Source organism: Sphingobium sp. MP9-4, assembly GCF_005281675.1.
Lineage (GTDB): Bacteria > Pseudomonadota > Alphaproteobacteria > Sphingomonadales > Sphingomonadaceae > Sphingobium > Sphingobium yanoikuyae.
The window spans coordinates 1-14109 of sequence record NZ_LUFI01000057.1 but is presented as its reverse complement, the minus strand read 5'-3'; the positions used below and the strand labels follow the sequence as shown (position 1 = coordinate 14109).

The 14109-nt window shown below is 62.0% G+C and carries 16 protein-coding genes and 1 pseudogene; 9 read left to right on the top strand and 8 right to left on the bottom strand.

Annotated elements, in window-relative coordinates; genetic code table 11:
- Positions 1-396 precede the first annotated feature (396 nt).
- The 3 genes and pseudogenes from A0U87_RS18035 to A0U87_RS18025 all read left to right on the top strand — a co-directional run bounded on the left by A0U87_RS18035 (position 397) and on the right by A0U87_RS18025 (position 1622).
- Positions 397-984 (top strand): recombinase family protein, encoded by a 588-nt coding sequence (locus A0U87_RS18035; protein WP_025290601.1) that lies wholly within the window; start codon positions 397-399, stop codon positions 982-984.
- A 27-nt stretch (positions 985-1011) separates the two neighbouring features.
- A pseudogene (locus tag A0U87_RS18030) lies at positions 1012-1306 on the top strand (BrnT family toxin).
- Entirely contained in the window at positions 1287-1622 is a 336-nt protein-coding gene (locus tag A0U87_RS18025; protein ID WP_004206995.1) for a BrnA antitoxin family protein, read from the top strand. The pseudogene A0U87_RS18030 and the gene A0U87_RS18025 overlap by 20 nt, the downstream one beginning before the upstream one ends.
- Before the next feature lie 62 nt (positions 1623-1684).
- Here the strand turns inward: A0U87_RS18025 and A0U87_RS18020 are convergent, their stop codons facing one another.
- The 7 genes from A0U87_RS18020 to A0U87_RS18000 form a co-directional block, all read right to left on the bottom strand.
- Complete coding sequence (locus tag A0U87_RS18020; protein WP_084439161.1) at positions 1685-2218, bottom strand: SMI1/KNR4 family protein; 534 nt, start codon at positions 2216-2218, stop codon at positions 1685-1687.
- 111 nt (positions 2219-2329) lie between these two features.
- Entirely contained in the window at positions 2330-2764 is a 435-nt protein-coding gene (locus A0U87_RS26805) for a hypothetical protein (RefSeq protein ID WP_232313827.1), read from the bottom strand.
- Positions 2765-2784: 20 nt separating this feature from the next.
- On the bottom strand, positions 2785-3102 hold the full coding sequence (locus tag A0U87_RS26800; RefSeq protein WP_346763663.1) for a hypothetical protein: 318 nt from the start codon (positions 3100-3102) through the stop codon (positions 2785-2787).
- Between the two features lie 46 nt (positions 3103-3148).
- Positions 3149-3496: a hypothetical protein gene (locus tag A0U87_RS26795; RefSeq protein WP_004207011.1), complete on the bottom strand. Its 348-nt coding sequence runs from the start codon at positions 3494-3496 to the stop codon at positions 3149-3151.
- Between the two features lie 115 nt (positions 3497-3611).
- Complete coding sequence (locus A0U87_RS18010) at positions 3612-4979, bottom strand: Dyp-type peroxidase (protein ID WP_066861545.1); 1368 nt, start codon at positions 4977-4979, stop codon at positions 3612-3614.
- 3 nt (positions 4980-4982) lie between these two features.
- A complete protein-coding gene (locus A0U87_RS18005; protein WP_017503242.1) occupies positions 4983-5594 on the bottom strand; it encodes a hypothetical protein in 612 nt (203 codons plus the stop codon).
- A 40-nt stretch (positions 5595-5634) separates the two neighbouring features.
- Positions 5635-6723, bottom strand: a complete 1089-nt coding sequence (locus A0U87_RS18000; RefSeq protein WP_026109628.1) for a catalase family protein — start codon at positions 6721-6723, stop codon at positions 5635-5637.
- Positions 6724-6878: 155 nt separating this feature from the next.
- Between A0U87_RS18000 and A0U87_RS17995 the strand changes: the two genes are divergently transcribed.
- Positions 6879-7502, top strand: a complete 624-nt coding sequence (locus A0U87_RS17995; protein WP_017503240.1) for a TetR/AcrR family transcriptional regulator — start codon at positions 6879-6881, stop codon at positions 7500-7502.
- An 11-nt stretch (positions 7503-7513) separates the two neighbouring features.
- Here the strand turns inward: A0U87_RS17995 and A0U87_RS27045 are convergent, their stop codons facing one another.
- On the bottom strand, positions 7514-7636 hold the full coding sequence (locus A0U87_RS27045) for a hypothetical protein (protein WP_267903939.1): 123 nt from the start codon (positions 7634-7636) through the stop codon (positions 7514-7516).
- Here A0U87_RS27045 and A0U87_RS17990 point away from each other — a divergent pair.
- The 5 genes from A0U87_RS17990 to A0U87_RS17970 all read left to right on the top strand — a co-directional run bounded on the left by A0U87_RS17990 (position 7592) and on the right by A0U87_RS17970 (position 13859).
- Entirely contained in the window at positions 7592-7996 is a 405-nt protein-coding gene (locus tag A0U87_RS17990) for an acyl-CoA thioesterase (RefSeq protein ID WP_232313832.1), read from the top strand. The two genes, A0U87_RS27045 and A0U87_RS17990, sit on opposite strands and share 45 nt — an antisense overlap.
- On the top strand, positions 7993-8859 hold the full coding sequence (locus A0U87_RS17985; RefSeq protein ID WP_046407406.1) for a 3-hydroxyacyl-CoA dehydrogenase: 867 nt from the start codon (positions 7993-7995) through the stop codon (positions 8857-8859). Before A0U87_RS17990 ends, A0U87_RS17985 begins: the two co-directional genes overlap by 4 nt.
- Before the next feature lie 27 nt (positions 8860-8886).
- Positions 8887-10653 (top strand): oleate hydratase, encoded by a 1767-nt coding sequence (locus A0U87_RS17980; RefSeq protein WP_035219816.1) that lies wholly within the window; start codon positions 8887-8889, stop codon positions 10651-10653.
- A gap of 41 nt (positions 10654-10694) precedes the next feature.
- Positions 10695-13184, top strand: a complete 2490-nt coding sequence (locus tag A0U87_RS17975) for a heavy metal translocating P-type ATPase (protein WP_066861548.1) — start codon at positions 10695-10697, stop codon at positions 13182-13184.
- A gap of 108 nt (positions 13185-13292) precedes the next feature.
- Positions 13293-13859 (top strand): TetR/AcrR family transcriptional regulator, encoded by a 567-nt coding sequence (locus A0U87_RS17970; RefSeq protein WP_137405829.1) that lies wholly within the window; start codon positions 13293-13295, stop codon positions 13857-13859.
- Positions 13860-14109 lie beyond the last annotated feature (250 nt).

The following is a 14109-nucleotide window of genomic DNA, read 5'->3' as shown; positions in this document are numbered from 1 at the left end:
AAGCCAAGGATTTTAATAAGACACATCAAAAGCTTCTACGATAAATTGAAGAGGCGCGGAGCAGGAAGCGGGCATGGCGACAGCGATGTGTGCAGCCGCCACGGGATCAATTCGGCGACGGGCATGCGACTTGGTCAGCGTAAGCAGGCGGATAATCCGTTATTGATCGTCGCGGCCAGAAGACGGTCCGCTGCGGCAGCGGCTGCACGAACAGATTAACCTAATGGAAATCACACGATAAGCGCCCCGCCTGATGCGCCCGACGACACATTCCGCCGCTAGCAGGCATCCCCCCGGAAATTCCAGCAATCTACGCACGCCCAAAATCCGTAGCGTCCGATAAACTCTGCCGGAAAGGAGGACTGTCCCACAACAAGCTATCAGGGGTTTTCCGACATGCTTATAGGCTACATGCGCGTCTCTTCCACAGATGACCGGCAATCGGTCGATCTTCAGCGCGATGCGCTGATCGCAGCCGGCGTCGATAGCCGGCATCTCTATTCCGACAAGGCATCCGGCGCTCGCGAGGACCGGGCGAGCCTGCGGGCCTGCCTCGAATATCTCGCAGCCGGCGATACGCTGGTCGTGTGGAAACTGGATCGGCTCGGCCGCTCCCTGCCGCATTTGCTGTCGATCCTGACCGATCTCAGGGAGCGTGACGTGTCATTCCGGTCATTGACCGAGCAGATGGACACGGGAACGCCGCATGGCGAGCTGCTGTTTTCGCTGTTCGGCGCGCTGGCCCAGTATGAACGGGCATTGACGCGCGAGCGCATCATGGCAGGCCTTGCGGCCGCCAGACGGCGCGGGCGCTACGGTGGCCGCCCGCGAACGATCGATGCGGAAAAGCTCGATCAGATCACCGCCGCCCTTGCCGGTGGCGCTAGCAAGTCGTCGATCAGCCGCACGTTCAACGTGCCCCGATCGACCCTCGCAGATACGCTCGCGCGGGCCGGATGGCTCAAACCGCCGCGCCTTGCGTAACGACAAAAACATAATTATATTTCCGTAATGCCATCCATGCGCTTCTCCTGGCACCCGGCCAAAGCCGAGAGCAATCTGAAGAAGCACGGCGTCAGCTTTGCGATCGCTACTCGTGCGTTCACAGATCCTTTCGCGCTGAGCGATCAGGATCGGATCGAAGGTGGCGAGCGACGATGGCAAACCTTGGGCCTCGTGGAAGGGCATCTGCTCCTCCTCGTGGCCCACACTGTCGTCGAGCAAGACGATGACGGCGAGTATGTGGATTTCGGCTCGAAAGGCCGATCGAACGGAAAGGCGACGTTATGAAGAAGAAAGACGCTGATACCGTCCGTTTCCAACTCGATCCGGACAATCTGCCGCCGTTGACCGAAGCGCAACAGGCCGAACTGGATGCCCTGCAGGCGATGCCGGATAGCGGGATCGACTATAGCGACTCTCCGGCGCTGACAGAGGATTTCTGGCGGAACGGGCAGCGTGGGCGCTTCTATAAGCCCATCAAGCAGCAGGTGACGGCACGCCTTGATGCTGATGTGCTCGCCTGGCTCAAATCGCAGGGTAAGGGCTACCAAGCCCGCATGAACGCCATACTTCGCCGTGAGATGCTGGCGACCGCCAGAAGGCAGGAAAAGCCACGTTAATTTAGATAGTTAGGCTATCGGTTATCGTGTGGTTTCCGTCAGCGCCGAACCGTAACCTCTAGCTACTCCTCTTCTATCCCCATCGCTTTCAAGTCCAATCCCAATTCCTTTAAACTGGGCAGGGGAGGAGGATCGAAGGCTACCAGTGCATCGATAAAGTCATGAAAGCTGTCGTATACGGGGGTTATCGCCCTAGAAGGCAGAGCTTCATCGTGCAGCCATACGGATATCTTTCCATCAATTCTGTCAATTAACAGCATATTACCCAGACCGATTTCCGCAAAAACCACAGATGTTTTTGGAATCTGCATGGATAATTGTTCGTTTATGCGAATTATTCCTAAGCTTCCGTCAACAGGGCCATATATAACTGAAACGCCAATTCTTCCTGAATCATCGGAATAGGCGCATTTTTCCGCAGGAAATTCAACATCATTATTGAAAACTATCGCTGATCCGAATTCAATAAATAAATCACGAAGCTCAGACGGCAGCAATATTCTTAATGAACTCTCTATCTGGTCTAATTCGATCAAAGAATCTCCCGGCATGTGGAGTGATTCTGCATCGAATGATGGATCAAACTGAAAGGTCATATATTTTCTGCCTTACATCATTAGGGCGTCGCTATCGTGTCCGTTCCGCACCGCGCCTCAATCACGCCACCTGATTGGTATAGCCGTTAGCGGATGGGCACGACAATCAGGTCAATCTTGGCGCGTCGATGCTTTGATTGGTGCTGCGCTCCATCTACGATTGAATATCCGCCATCCGACTAAGCCCGCGACAACGCCCAGCAGGCCGCCCACGAGATAGGCGGTTGGCGCATCATTCGGCACAAAAAAGCAGCCGCCAGCAACATAGCCGCCGATTACGGCGGTGCGTGTCACCGCACCATAGATCGCGGCGACCTTGCCATGATCGGCGGGCGGGCATTCCGACTGGAACAAGGTTCGGACAGCGACGTTGTGGATGCTGTTTGCGCCGCCGCCTAGGATGAAGGCGACGGCAACGATTGCCAGCCCGATCGGCGCAAGGCCGATCCACAGCATGGTCGCGCCCATGACAGCGGCCGTGCCGAACGCCGCCAGTCCGACCCTATGGCCAATAACCCTTTCGGCCAGCCCAGCGCCGATCAACATCCCAACCGCCCATAGTGCCGTCAGCATTCCAAACGCGGTCGGCCCGCTCCCAGCGTCACCATCACGAGAAACACGAAAGCAACGTCGGCTATGGCGGTCGCAAACACTTCGAGGCTGAGCGCACCCGTAACCACCATCAACCGTCGATTGCGGAGCACCGGCAGGTAGTCCACGAACAGGGTCTCTTCCTCCTGATCGTCCCGTTGTGGCTTGCGGCGAAGCCTGCTCGCCATCACGACGAGGGCCAAAAGGGAAAAACTGGCGGCATCGGCTAAAAGCGCATTGCGCGATCCGATCCATCCCACCAGTACGCCCCCAGCGACTGGACCAGCGAGCATTCCAAGGCTGCGAACCATTTCCATAAGGGAATTGGCGAGTGCGAGGTCATTCCAAGCCGCTCGCCAGCACTGGAATCAACGCGAATGTTGCGGCGCTGCTGATCGTGAACAGCACGCTCAACAGCGCGGCCCCGGCGAGCGTGAACATGGGATAATAGGCGATAAATGCTATCACGCCCGCTTGCAGAACTGACACCATGACCAGAATGCGGGCCGCCTCCCGGCGGTCGATCAAGCGGCCCGCCCAGGGTGCGGCGATCAGACCGGGTAGCAGCTCCGCGGTCAGCAGCGTCGGCACCGCATAGCCGGATGCGTTCTCGGCAGTGCGGAACATCAACGTCAGCAACGTGATTTCATCGCCGGTCGTCGAAATCGTAAGCGCCACAAGGACCAACCATCCCCAGCCTTGCCGAAACTCAACTCCCACTCACTTAACCTTCCGCACAGCCCCGCACTTTCCGGGTCACTCTGCACACTTCAAATCTCAACCGACAATCAGGTGAATAGCTTTAGCGTCGTTCTGCCAACCACTTAAGCGCCGATAGGCTTGGCATGAACAGATATTCGCCTCCCTTCATGACATTGAAAGTCTGCACACCGTCGATGCGCTTGCGCGCGGGCGCCTGCGGGATGGTGAACCGACCGTCCTCCTCATGCAGGCCGACGATTGGATCGCGCTCTTCGCCAAGGTCGACGAAATTCCCGCGATTGATCCATTCCTGCTGCATGAACTCGATCGTGTCATAGGCACGCGCGCTGATGAAGATGAAGAACAGGCCGCGATCGCCTTTCTTATCGTCCTGCGGCGTGACATCCTCGGAATAGACCGGCCCGAAGGTCGAGGAACGACGGATGATCCTGTGGATGTTGACGTCGGTGAGCAGCGTCAACTCGGAGTCGCGGGGATTGAGCCGGCGCATATGGCAGCCAAGCGGCACAACGCGACCTTTGGGGTCATCCTTGAAGCTGAAGTCGTTGTTGCGCTGCGGGTCGGCGCCGAGGTCGGGATCGTCGTGATCGGGCGACAGCGTCAAGGGCGCGCCGGAACGCCAGCGACCGAACATCTTGGCGGCTAATAGCTCGCGTTCCTCCGGCGTCTCGCCATGCGCCTTGAGGAAGGCGTTAAAACAGCCGACCCGGCTGTTGTACTTGCGCATAACGACGAAGGTGCCGTTCTTGCCCAGCCCGGCGGGCTCGGGCATGCCAAGCGGTTGGCCGTTCTCGCTTTCATATCCAAGAATGAACTCGCCCGCCTTGATCGGGCGCTCCTCGCCCGGCAGCGGATCGACGCCGCTACCCTCGACGGCGGGCTGGGAGATCGAATCCCGGAAACCGAACGGGTTTTTCGCGCCATCCGGCGCGCCGAAACGATGCTCGCCGAGCAGGGTCACGCCGCTGCTCCGGTCGAGTTCGGTGCGCGCCGTCGCCAGCGCCTTATCGAGCGCAGCATCATCCACGGCGTAGATAGTCAGCGCGAGATGGCAGTTGCCGGGCTTGAACACCTCTTCCCAGTTTTGAGGCGCGTTGGGCCCGAAGTCGCGAAGCTGCTCCGCGCGTGCGGCCATGCCCTGCTGGAAGGGGAGCGGGAATGTCTTGAGCTGCGCTTCGGGAACGCCGAGCGCCTTCAGCCCCTCGAAGCTGAGTGCGGCCCCGATCCAGAAATCAAGATCCTCGCTCCAGTTGTCGGCAGATGCGATATGGGGCGCGAGCCGGCCGAGAAGATCGCGCGCGCCCTCCGCCTCGTCGAAATGGAGCATGGCGTGGATACCGACATAAGGCTCGGGCCGGCTTCGCAGGATCAGCGCCTGAATGTCGTGCAGATCGAGCGTAACGCTGTCGCGCCGGAAGCGCTCTTTCAGTTTCTGAAGGATCGCCATGGCTCAGCCCACCTTGTCCAGGAATTCGTTGACCGCATGCTCCATCCGCTGAAGGCGGCGCACGTCGACGACGGTCACCTGCGGGTTGGCGACGAACCAGCCGGCAGCGGTGATCTGATGCTCGGCGATGAAATCCTTGACCTTGGGGCTTGCGATGCCAGGCCAACCTTCGACCGAAGCGAAAAGCAGGTCCATCAGGTCGGGGATCTTGGTGGCGAAGTCGTTGATATAGGTGTCCCAGTCGCCGTCATAGGCGGTGGCGAACAGGATGCGTGTGTCGTTGTCGAAGAACACGAACCGCATATTGTGGAGCGTGCCGACCTTCTGCGCGCCATCGAAATTGCCGTTCACCAGCCCGAAGATGCGTTTCAGCCGGTCCGCGCCGCCTGGCTTCAAGTTTGCGATGGCTGTGAGCTCGGAGACATTGCCGGACTGGGCGCCGACACGGCCAGCCGAGCCCGCCGTGCCCTTGAGGTCGGGATTGTGCTTCGTCACCATCTGCTCAAGGGCGAGCTTGGCGAGCTGCGGCGCGTCGCCGGCCACTTCCTCGATCCGCCGCCGGATGGCTTGAAGGCGGGTTTCGTCGATCTGCGGGGTGTCTTCGGTTTCGGCCATGGCTGGCCTCCTTTCGTGATTGCGTGTGACGATCGGTGCGTCAGTCCGGGATGGCGTCGATGTTTGTCGGCTCGACACGAGGCTGGGCGTTCATCTCATGGCGGTAGCGGGTGGATCGCTCATAGGCGGCGATGCGCACCCGCATGATCGATCCGAGCGGCTGATGATCGCGGATACCGTGCCAGGGATTGAACGACAGCACGTCATCGCCATAGACCCGCCGCGCCGGCGAATAGGCGTCCTGCGGCGGGATGCGCAGCGTGGCGATCGGCTGGTGTGGCGACAGCTCTTCGGGCCAGAGCACCGCCGCGTCCTCGACAGGCATCTTGTCGAGATCAGCGCAAAGTTGGGCGCGCAGTTGATACTCAGCACCTTGGTCGCGGAAATGCTCGACAACCAGATCGCGCATGGTGGCATCCTCCACCGTGCCGACGTCCTTGCCGGTGAGCGCGCGGACATTGTCGGAAAGCGGCGCGGCGCTGATCTTGGCGATGTAATCGCCAAAACGGATCGCCGCCATCGAGTGATAGGTCTCGCCAAGCAGATGGTCGTTGTCGCGCGCGAGACCGCGCAGCGTGGCGCCGGGCTCGACGCCGACCGCTTCGACCGCAGCTTCCACGCCGCGCGCCACCCCAGCCATCGCTCGCTGGAGAAAGACCGGGTTCTGGGCATTCTTCTCCAGAAGGCTGATGAGCTGGCGATATTTACCGATCGTGCCGAAGCTCAAGGTCGGGATGTTGACGAGCAGGAAATCCTGGTTTTGGCCCTGGTCTTCGGGGAGAAGCCGCTCGCCTTCGACGCCGATCACCTTGATCGCCATGCCGCGCGGGGCGGGAATCGTGTCGGAGTGAATGTCGCCCGGCGCTGATGAGAGGCGGATCACCATGGAATAGGTGGCCGGGCGAGCGAAAAGCCCCTGACGCAGATGCTCCGGCAGTTCCGGTACGACGAGTTCGCCCTTGAGGAACCCGTGGCTCTTGGCATGGGCGTCGCGCACCGCATGGCGGTGGCGTTCGAACGCCTTGCGGTTGGTATTCGCCATGATCTCAAGGATCTCGGCGGTCAGCCGCTCCTCGTCCTTGCCGAGAACCTCCACGTCCGGAGAATAGCCAATGTAGGTTTGAGCCAAGAGCGCTCCTTCACACTGAGATTTCGTTGCCCAGGAACGATTTCGGGTCGAAATCGCCGTTGATTTCGGATATCAGTTGATATCTGGTCTCACTGAGAACGCGGAACCTCCGAAAAGGTTTCGCACGTCTCGCCCGTTGGTTGGAGAACGAACCCATGCCGCTTACGCGCAAGGACACGCAGCGCCAGACGCGGGACCGGCTGATCGCGGCCGCGCATTCCTCGATTATCGAGGAGGGGGTCTCTGCCATGTCGATTCGCAACATCTGCAGCGCCGCAGGGCATTCGCAGGGCGCCTTCTACTCGAACTTCGCCAGCAAGGATGATCTGCTGGTCGAGATCCTGCAAAGCCATATCCAGGACGAGGTCACACTGCTTCGCGACCTGGTCGCGCACTGCTCCGGCGACGATATCGAGGCGACGCTGCAGGTGCTGGCCGCGCGGCTCGCGAAGTTGGCCGACGAGGCACAATGGTCACTGCTCTCGATCGAATTGCAGCTCCATGCCCGGCGCGATCCGGCTTTCGCCGAGCGGCACCGGGAGGGCAAGGCGGCCTGCTATCGGATGTTCGGTGAGCTCGTCGCCGATCTGACGCAACGCTTCGCACTTCGTCCGGCCTTGCCGCCGATGCAGACCGGTATCGGTCTTTACGCGGTCTGGATGGGACTGGCGGTGCAGGGCGATGTCGAAGGCGCCATGCCGCGCGACGAGATGCTCGTCGGCTTCTTCCGCGCCATGGCAGGACTGGGTTCGTCGCATGAGGAGCAGGCGTATTCGTGAGCGGGATCGTGTCAGATCGTCGACGCATCGGCTGCGATGAGCACGGACACCCACTCGTCGGCGAGGTGGATGAGCATCGGCGCTTCCATATCCGCTTCCGCGCCCGGGACGCCGACATCGACGAACTCGGCCATGTCAACAATGCGGTCTGGGTGACCTGGATTCAGGATGTGTCGGTGGCGCATTGGCTGACGGCCGCGCGGCCGCAGGATCGCGACCGGTTCGTCGCGGTCGTGCTGCGCCATGAGGTCGACTATCGCGGCAATGTCCGGGCGGGAGACGAGGTCAGTGCGATCACCTGGGTCATCCGAGCGCCGCGGGGTGCCCGCTATGCACGATGTGTCGAATTCCATGCCGAAGACGGCCGGACGATCGTCGCCTCGCTGACCCAATGGGCCCTGGTCGATCGGGAAACCGGCAAGCTGGCCCGCGTCCCGGTGGAGGTGGCGGCTCCGTTTCTAAGTGACGATACCGCGCAGAAGGAAATTGGATGAGCGATATCAGGAAAGTGGCGGTTCTCGGCACGGGAGTCCTCGGGAGCCAGATCGCCTTCCAGACGGCCTATAGCGGCTTCGATGTTGTCGCCTACGACATCAGCGAGGAAGCGCTCGAACAGGCGCGCGCACGGCTGGCGGCGCTCGTCGAAACCTACACGAACGAGGTGTCGGGCGCGGCTGGCGGCAAGGCGGCCGGGGCGCTCAAGCGGATCGCTCTGCTGAGCGATCTCGGCGCGGCCGTCGCGGACGCGGACCTCGTGATCGAGGCGGTTCCGGAGGTTCTTTCGATCAAGCAGGCGCTCTACGAGAAACTGGCGGGGCTCGCGCCGGACAGGACGATCTTCGCCACCAATAGCTCGACCCTGCTGCCGAGCGACCTGAAGGCTTACACCGGCCGACCGGACCGGTTTCTGGCGCTGCACTTCGCCAACAGCATCTGGAAGTTCAACACCGCCGAGGTGATGGGCACGGACGACACCGATCCGGCCGTGTTCGATGCCCTGATCGCCTTCGCCTCCGCCATCGGCATGGTGCCGATCCCGGTGCGTAAGGAGAAAGCGGGTTACGTCCTCAATTCGCTTTTGGTGCCGCTCCTGAACGCGGCCGCCGATCTGGCGGCCGGCGGCTATGCCGAGCCGGAAGATGTCGACAAGGTCTGGCGGATCGCCACCGGCGCGCCGATGGGGCCGTTCCAGATCTACGACATCATCGGATTGAACACCCCCTACAACATCCTCTCGCATGGCGACGAGCATGCTCAGTCGCTCGCCGCCTGGCTGAAGGAAAACTACATCGACAAGGGCAGGCTCGGCATCGCCTCGGGCGAAGGCTTCTACAGCTACAAGCCCTCCGCAGACTGATCCCAACAAGAAGAACAGGAGTTCGCCATGCACTATAGCAGCGGAAACTATGAAGCCTTCGTGCGTCCCCGCAAGCCCGAGGGCGCCGACAAGAAGACGGCCTGGTTTGTCGGTTCGGGGCTGGCGGGGCTTGCCGGCGCGGCCTTCCTGATCCGCGACGGCGGCGTTTCCGGCGACCGCATCACCATCCTTGAAGAGCTGGAAATCCCTGGTGGCGCGCTCGATGGTCTGGACGTGCCCGAAAAGGGCTTCGTCATTCGCGGCGGCCGCGAAATGGAAGAACATTTCGAGTGCCTGTGGGACCTTTATCGCTCGATCCCCTCGCTGGAGATCGAGGACGCCAGCGTGCTCGACGAGTTCTACCGGCTCAACAAGGACGATCCCAACTTTTCGCTCCAGCGCACGACGCAGAACCAGGGCCAGGACGTGCCCGACAAAGCGCTGTTGACGCTAAACGACAAGGCCCAGAAGGACCTGCTCTCGGTCTTCCTCGCGACGCGCGAGGAGATGGAGAACAAGCGTATCAACGAGGTCTTCGGCGAAGACTTCCTCAAAAGCAATTTCTGGCTCTACTGGCGCACCATGTTCGCCTTCGAGGAATGGCATTCCGCGCTGGAGATGAAGCTCTACCTGCACCGCTTCATCCATCATATCGGCAGTCTCGCCGACTTCTCCTCGCTCAAGTTCAACCGCTATAACCAGTATGAATCGATGGTCCTGCCGCTGGTGAAGTGGCTGACCGATCACGGCGTCACGTTCCGCTACGGCGTCGAGGTCACCGATGTCGATTTCGACATCCAGCCCGGCCGCAAGCAAGCGACCCGCATTCACTGGAAAGAGCGCGGCGTCGAAGGCGGCGTCGATCTCGGGCCAGACGATCTCGTCTTCATCACGATCGGCTCGCTGACCGAGAATTCCGACAATGGCGACCACAGGACGCCGGCGAAGCTCAATGAAGGACCGGCGCCGGCCTGGGACCTGTGGCGCCGCATCGCCGCGAAGGATCCGGCCTTCGGCCGCCCCGACGTGTTCGGCGCCCATATCCCGGAGACGAAATGGGCCTCCGCCTCCATCACCGCCCTCGACGCCCGCATTCCGGCCTATGTCGAGAAGATCACCAAGCGGAACCCCTTTACCGGCAAGATCGTCTCCGCCGGTATCGTCACGGTGAAGGACTCGGCGTGGCTGCTGAGCTGGACGGTTCATCGCCAGCCGCATTTCAAGAAGCAGCCCAAAGATCAGATGATCGCCTGGTTCTACGCGCTCTTTGTCGATTGCCCCGGCGACTTCGTGAAGAAGCCGATGCAGGAATGCACCGGTGAGGAGATCACCCAGGAATGGCTCTATCACCTCGGCGTGCCGGTCGAGGACATTCCCGAACTCGCGGCATCCGGCGCCAGCACCGTTCCCACGATGATGCCCTATATTACCGCCTTCTTCATGCCGCGCCAGGCGGGTGACCGGCCGGACGTGGTGCCGGAGGGCGCGGTCAACTTCGCCTTCATCGGCCAGTTCGCGGAATCGAAGCAGCGGGACTGCATCTTCACCACGGAATATTCGGTGAGAACCCCGATGGAGGCCGTCTACACGCTGATGAATGTCGAGCGCGGCGTGCCGGAGGTCTTCAACTCGACCTATGATATTCGTACACTTCTTGCTGCGATCGGTCCGCTGCGGGACGGCAAGGGCATCGATCTTCCCGGACCGGCCTTCCTGCGCAAGCTGCTGATGAAGAAGCTCGAAGGCACAGAGATCGCCAAGCTGCTCGAAGAGTTCCATCTGATCGAGGAGTGAACAAAGACCGGAAGGCACGCGCGGCGTGTGAAAGGTGATGAATGGCCGACGACGATCAGAAGAGCGAACGCGCCGCCGAGGTGACTGGGGCGCACGGCCATCATCACCATCATGAGCCGGACGGCGAAACGCCGTCCGGTCACGTCGACCATGATCCGGTCTGTGGCATGGTGGTCGATCCCGCCAGGACCGCTCACAAGGCTGAGTATGAAGGCGAGCGTTACGCCTTCTGCTCGGCCGGCTGTAAGGCGAAGTTCGACGCCGACCCCGTGCATTATGCAGCACGGGTAGCGCATGCCGAGCCGCACCATGAGGGTGCTGCTACCCATGGCGATCATTCCCACCCTAGCCACACCCATAGACTTGATCGCCATGAGCATCACCCCGTTGCGGCGTTAACGGCAGCCGTAACGGAGGGCACGATCTGGACCTGCCCGATGCATCCGGAAATCCGCCGGGACGCGCCGGGCAGTTGTCCGATCTGCGGCATGGCGCTGGAGCCGCTGATCGCGGCGGCGGATGCCGGACCCAGTCCCGAACTTGCCGATATGACCCGGCGCTTCTGGATCGGCCTCGCGCTCGCCTTGCCCGTGTTCCTGCTGGAGATGGGCGGCCACCTGATCCCGGCGCTGCACCATCTGGTGCCGATGCACATCTCGATCTGGATCCAGTTCGCCCTGGCGACGCCGGTGGTGCTGTGGGCCGGATGGCCGTTCTTCGCGCGTGGCTGGGCGTCGATCGTCAACCGCAGCCTCAACATGTTCACGCTGATCGCGATGGGGACCGGCGTCGCCTGGGGATACAGCATCGTCGCGACATTCGCGCCGCAGCTCTTCCCGCAGGCTTTCCGTGACGCTGATGGCGCGGTCGCGGTCTATTATGAGGCGGCCGCCGTCATCACCGTGCTGGTGCTGCTTGGTCAGGTTATGGAGTTGCGCGCCCGGGAACAGACGTCCGGCGCGATCCGCGCGCTTCTCAATCTCGCGCCGAAGACCGCACGACGCATCGGGGCAGACGGTGTGGAAGAAGATGTGCCGGTCGAGGCGATTGCGATCGGCGAGCGGCTCAGGGTCCGGCCCGGGGAAACCGTGCCGGTGGATGGCGTGGTCGAGCAGGGGCGCTCATCGATCGATGAATCGATGGTGACCGGCGAATCCATGCCGGTGACGCGCGTAGTCGGCGAAGCGGTCGTAGGAGGTACGCTGAATCAGACCGGCGCGCTCGTCATCCGGGCGGAAAAAGTCGGGCGCGACACGATGCTGGCTCGCATCGTCCAGATGGTCGCGGATGCCCAGCGCTCGCGTGCGCCGATCCAGCGCATGGCTGATCAGGTGTCGGGCTGGTTCGTGCCGGTCGTCATCGCCGTAGCGCTGCTCGCCTTCGCGGCCTGGGGTGTATGGGGGCTAGAGCCGCGTCTGGCGCATGGCCTGATCGCGGCCGTTTCCGTGCTGATCATTGCCTGCCCCTGCGCGCTCGGGCTTGCGACGCCGATGTCGATCATGGTCGGTATCGGCAAGGGGGCGGCCGCCGGCGTTCTGATCAAGAACGCGGAGGCGCTCGAGCGGATGGAGAAGATCGATACTCTGGTGGTCGACAAGACCGGGACGCTTACCGAAGGCAAACCGGCGGTGACCCGGATCGTCGCGGCGCCGGGATTTGTCGAGGAGATCATCCTGCGGCTGGCGGCAGGTGTTGAAAAAGCCTCGGAGCATCCGCTTGCGCGCGCGATCGTGGCGGCTGCCGAGGAACGAAAGATCGCCATCCCCAATGTCGCCGATTTCGACTCGCCGACCGGTAAGGGCGCGGTCGGCGTGATCGAGGGACGGCAAGTGGTGCTCGGCAGCACCGCCTTTCTCGCCGAGCATGGGATCGATACGGCGTCGCTCGCCGGGCAGGCGGATGAGTTGCGCCGCGACGGTGCGACGGCGATCTATATCGGGATAGGCAATGCCATCGGCGGCATCTTCGCCATCGCCGACCCGATCAAGGCGACCACGCCTGAGGCACTGAAGGCCCTGCATGCCGAAGGCATCCGCATCGTCATGCTGACCGGCGACAATCGCACCACGGCCGAAGCCGTCGCCAGAAAGCTCGGCATTGATGAGGTCGAGGCCGATGTGCTGCCGGACCAGAAGGCGGCGGTGGTCGAGCGCCTGAAGGCGCAGGGCAAGGTGGTGGCCATGGCGGGTGACGGCGTAAATGACGCGCCGGCGCTCGCCGCCGCTGATGTCGGCATAGCCATGGGATCAGGGACCGACGTTGCCATCGAGAGCGCGGGGGTAACGCTGCTCAAGGGCGATCTCACCGGCATTGTCCGCGCGCGACGCCTGTCGCAGGCGACGATGGCCAACATCCGCCAGAACCTCGCCTTCGCTTTCATCTACAATGCGGCAGGCGTGCCGATCGCGGCGGGGGCGCTCTATCCCACGTTTGGACTGCTGCTGTCGCCGATCATCGCTGCGGCGGCGATGGCGCTGTCGTCCGTCAGCGTCATTGGCAATTCGCTGCGATTGCGCGCCTTGAAGATCTGACGATCGGGCGATCCTCACCTAACGGCCACTGCCACCCGCAAATTGTGCTGAAAGCAAAACCGAGCCGCCATACTTGAATGATCGTTCCAGAAGCGCTATACATGGCTTATGGCAAGACCTCGAGAATTCGATACGGATGCTGCCCTGGACGGTGCGATCGCCGTGTTCAGCGAGCATGGGTATGAGGGCAGTTCGGCGCAGATGCTCGTGGACGCCATGGGCATCGGGCGGCAGAGCCTCTACGCGGCCTTCGGCGACAAGTGGCAGCTCTATTGCGCGGCGGTGCGGCGCTACGGCATGGGCGAATGCGCGGCGCATTTCGAGGCGCTTCGCAGCGGCGCGCGCGCCATCGACGGGATTGCCGCCATGCTGCGCCATGTCGTGGCGACAGCGTACATGCCCTGTCTCGGCGTCGGCTCGACCTGCGAGTTCGGTGCCTCGCGGCCGGACCTGGTCGATATCCATGCGGCACTGGGCAGGACATTGCACATGGCCATCGTCGCCCGCATGCGCGAAGCGCAGCGTGAGGGCGATGTTGCAGCCAGCCTCGATCCCGAGGCTCTCGCGCAATTCCTGATCGCCAATATCGCCGGGATCCGCGTCGCCGGGCGTGGCGGCGCCGACCGATCAACCCTGGCTGCCCTGCAGGAGATGGTCATGCGCGCGCTGCGCTGACCCCTTTTTTGACCGATTGCGGAACGATCATTCAAGATAGGAGAAAGACATGCGAGCAGTAGTGATGACCGCGACCGGTGGCCGCGAGGTGCTGGAGCAGATCGAGCGACCGGAGCCTGTCGCCGGGCCGGGGGCGTCACATAAAACGGGCACAGATATACGCTCTCATGACTGCCATCCGAGACGCTGGCCGAGTTTACTCCTTCGCTGGCCTCGAGACCAGCGGTCGCATTGACCTTGGCGGGTGTGC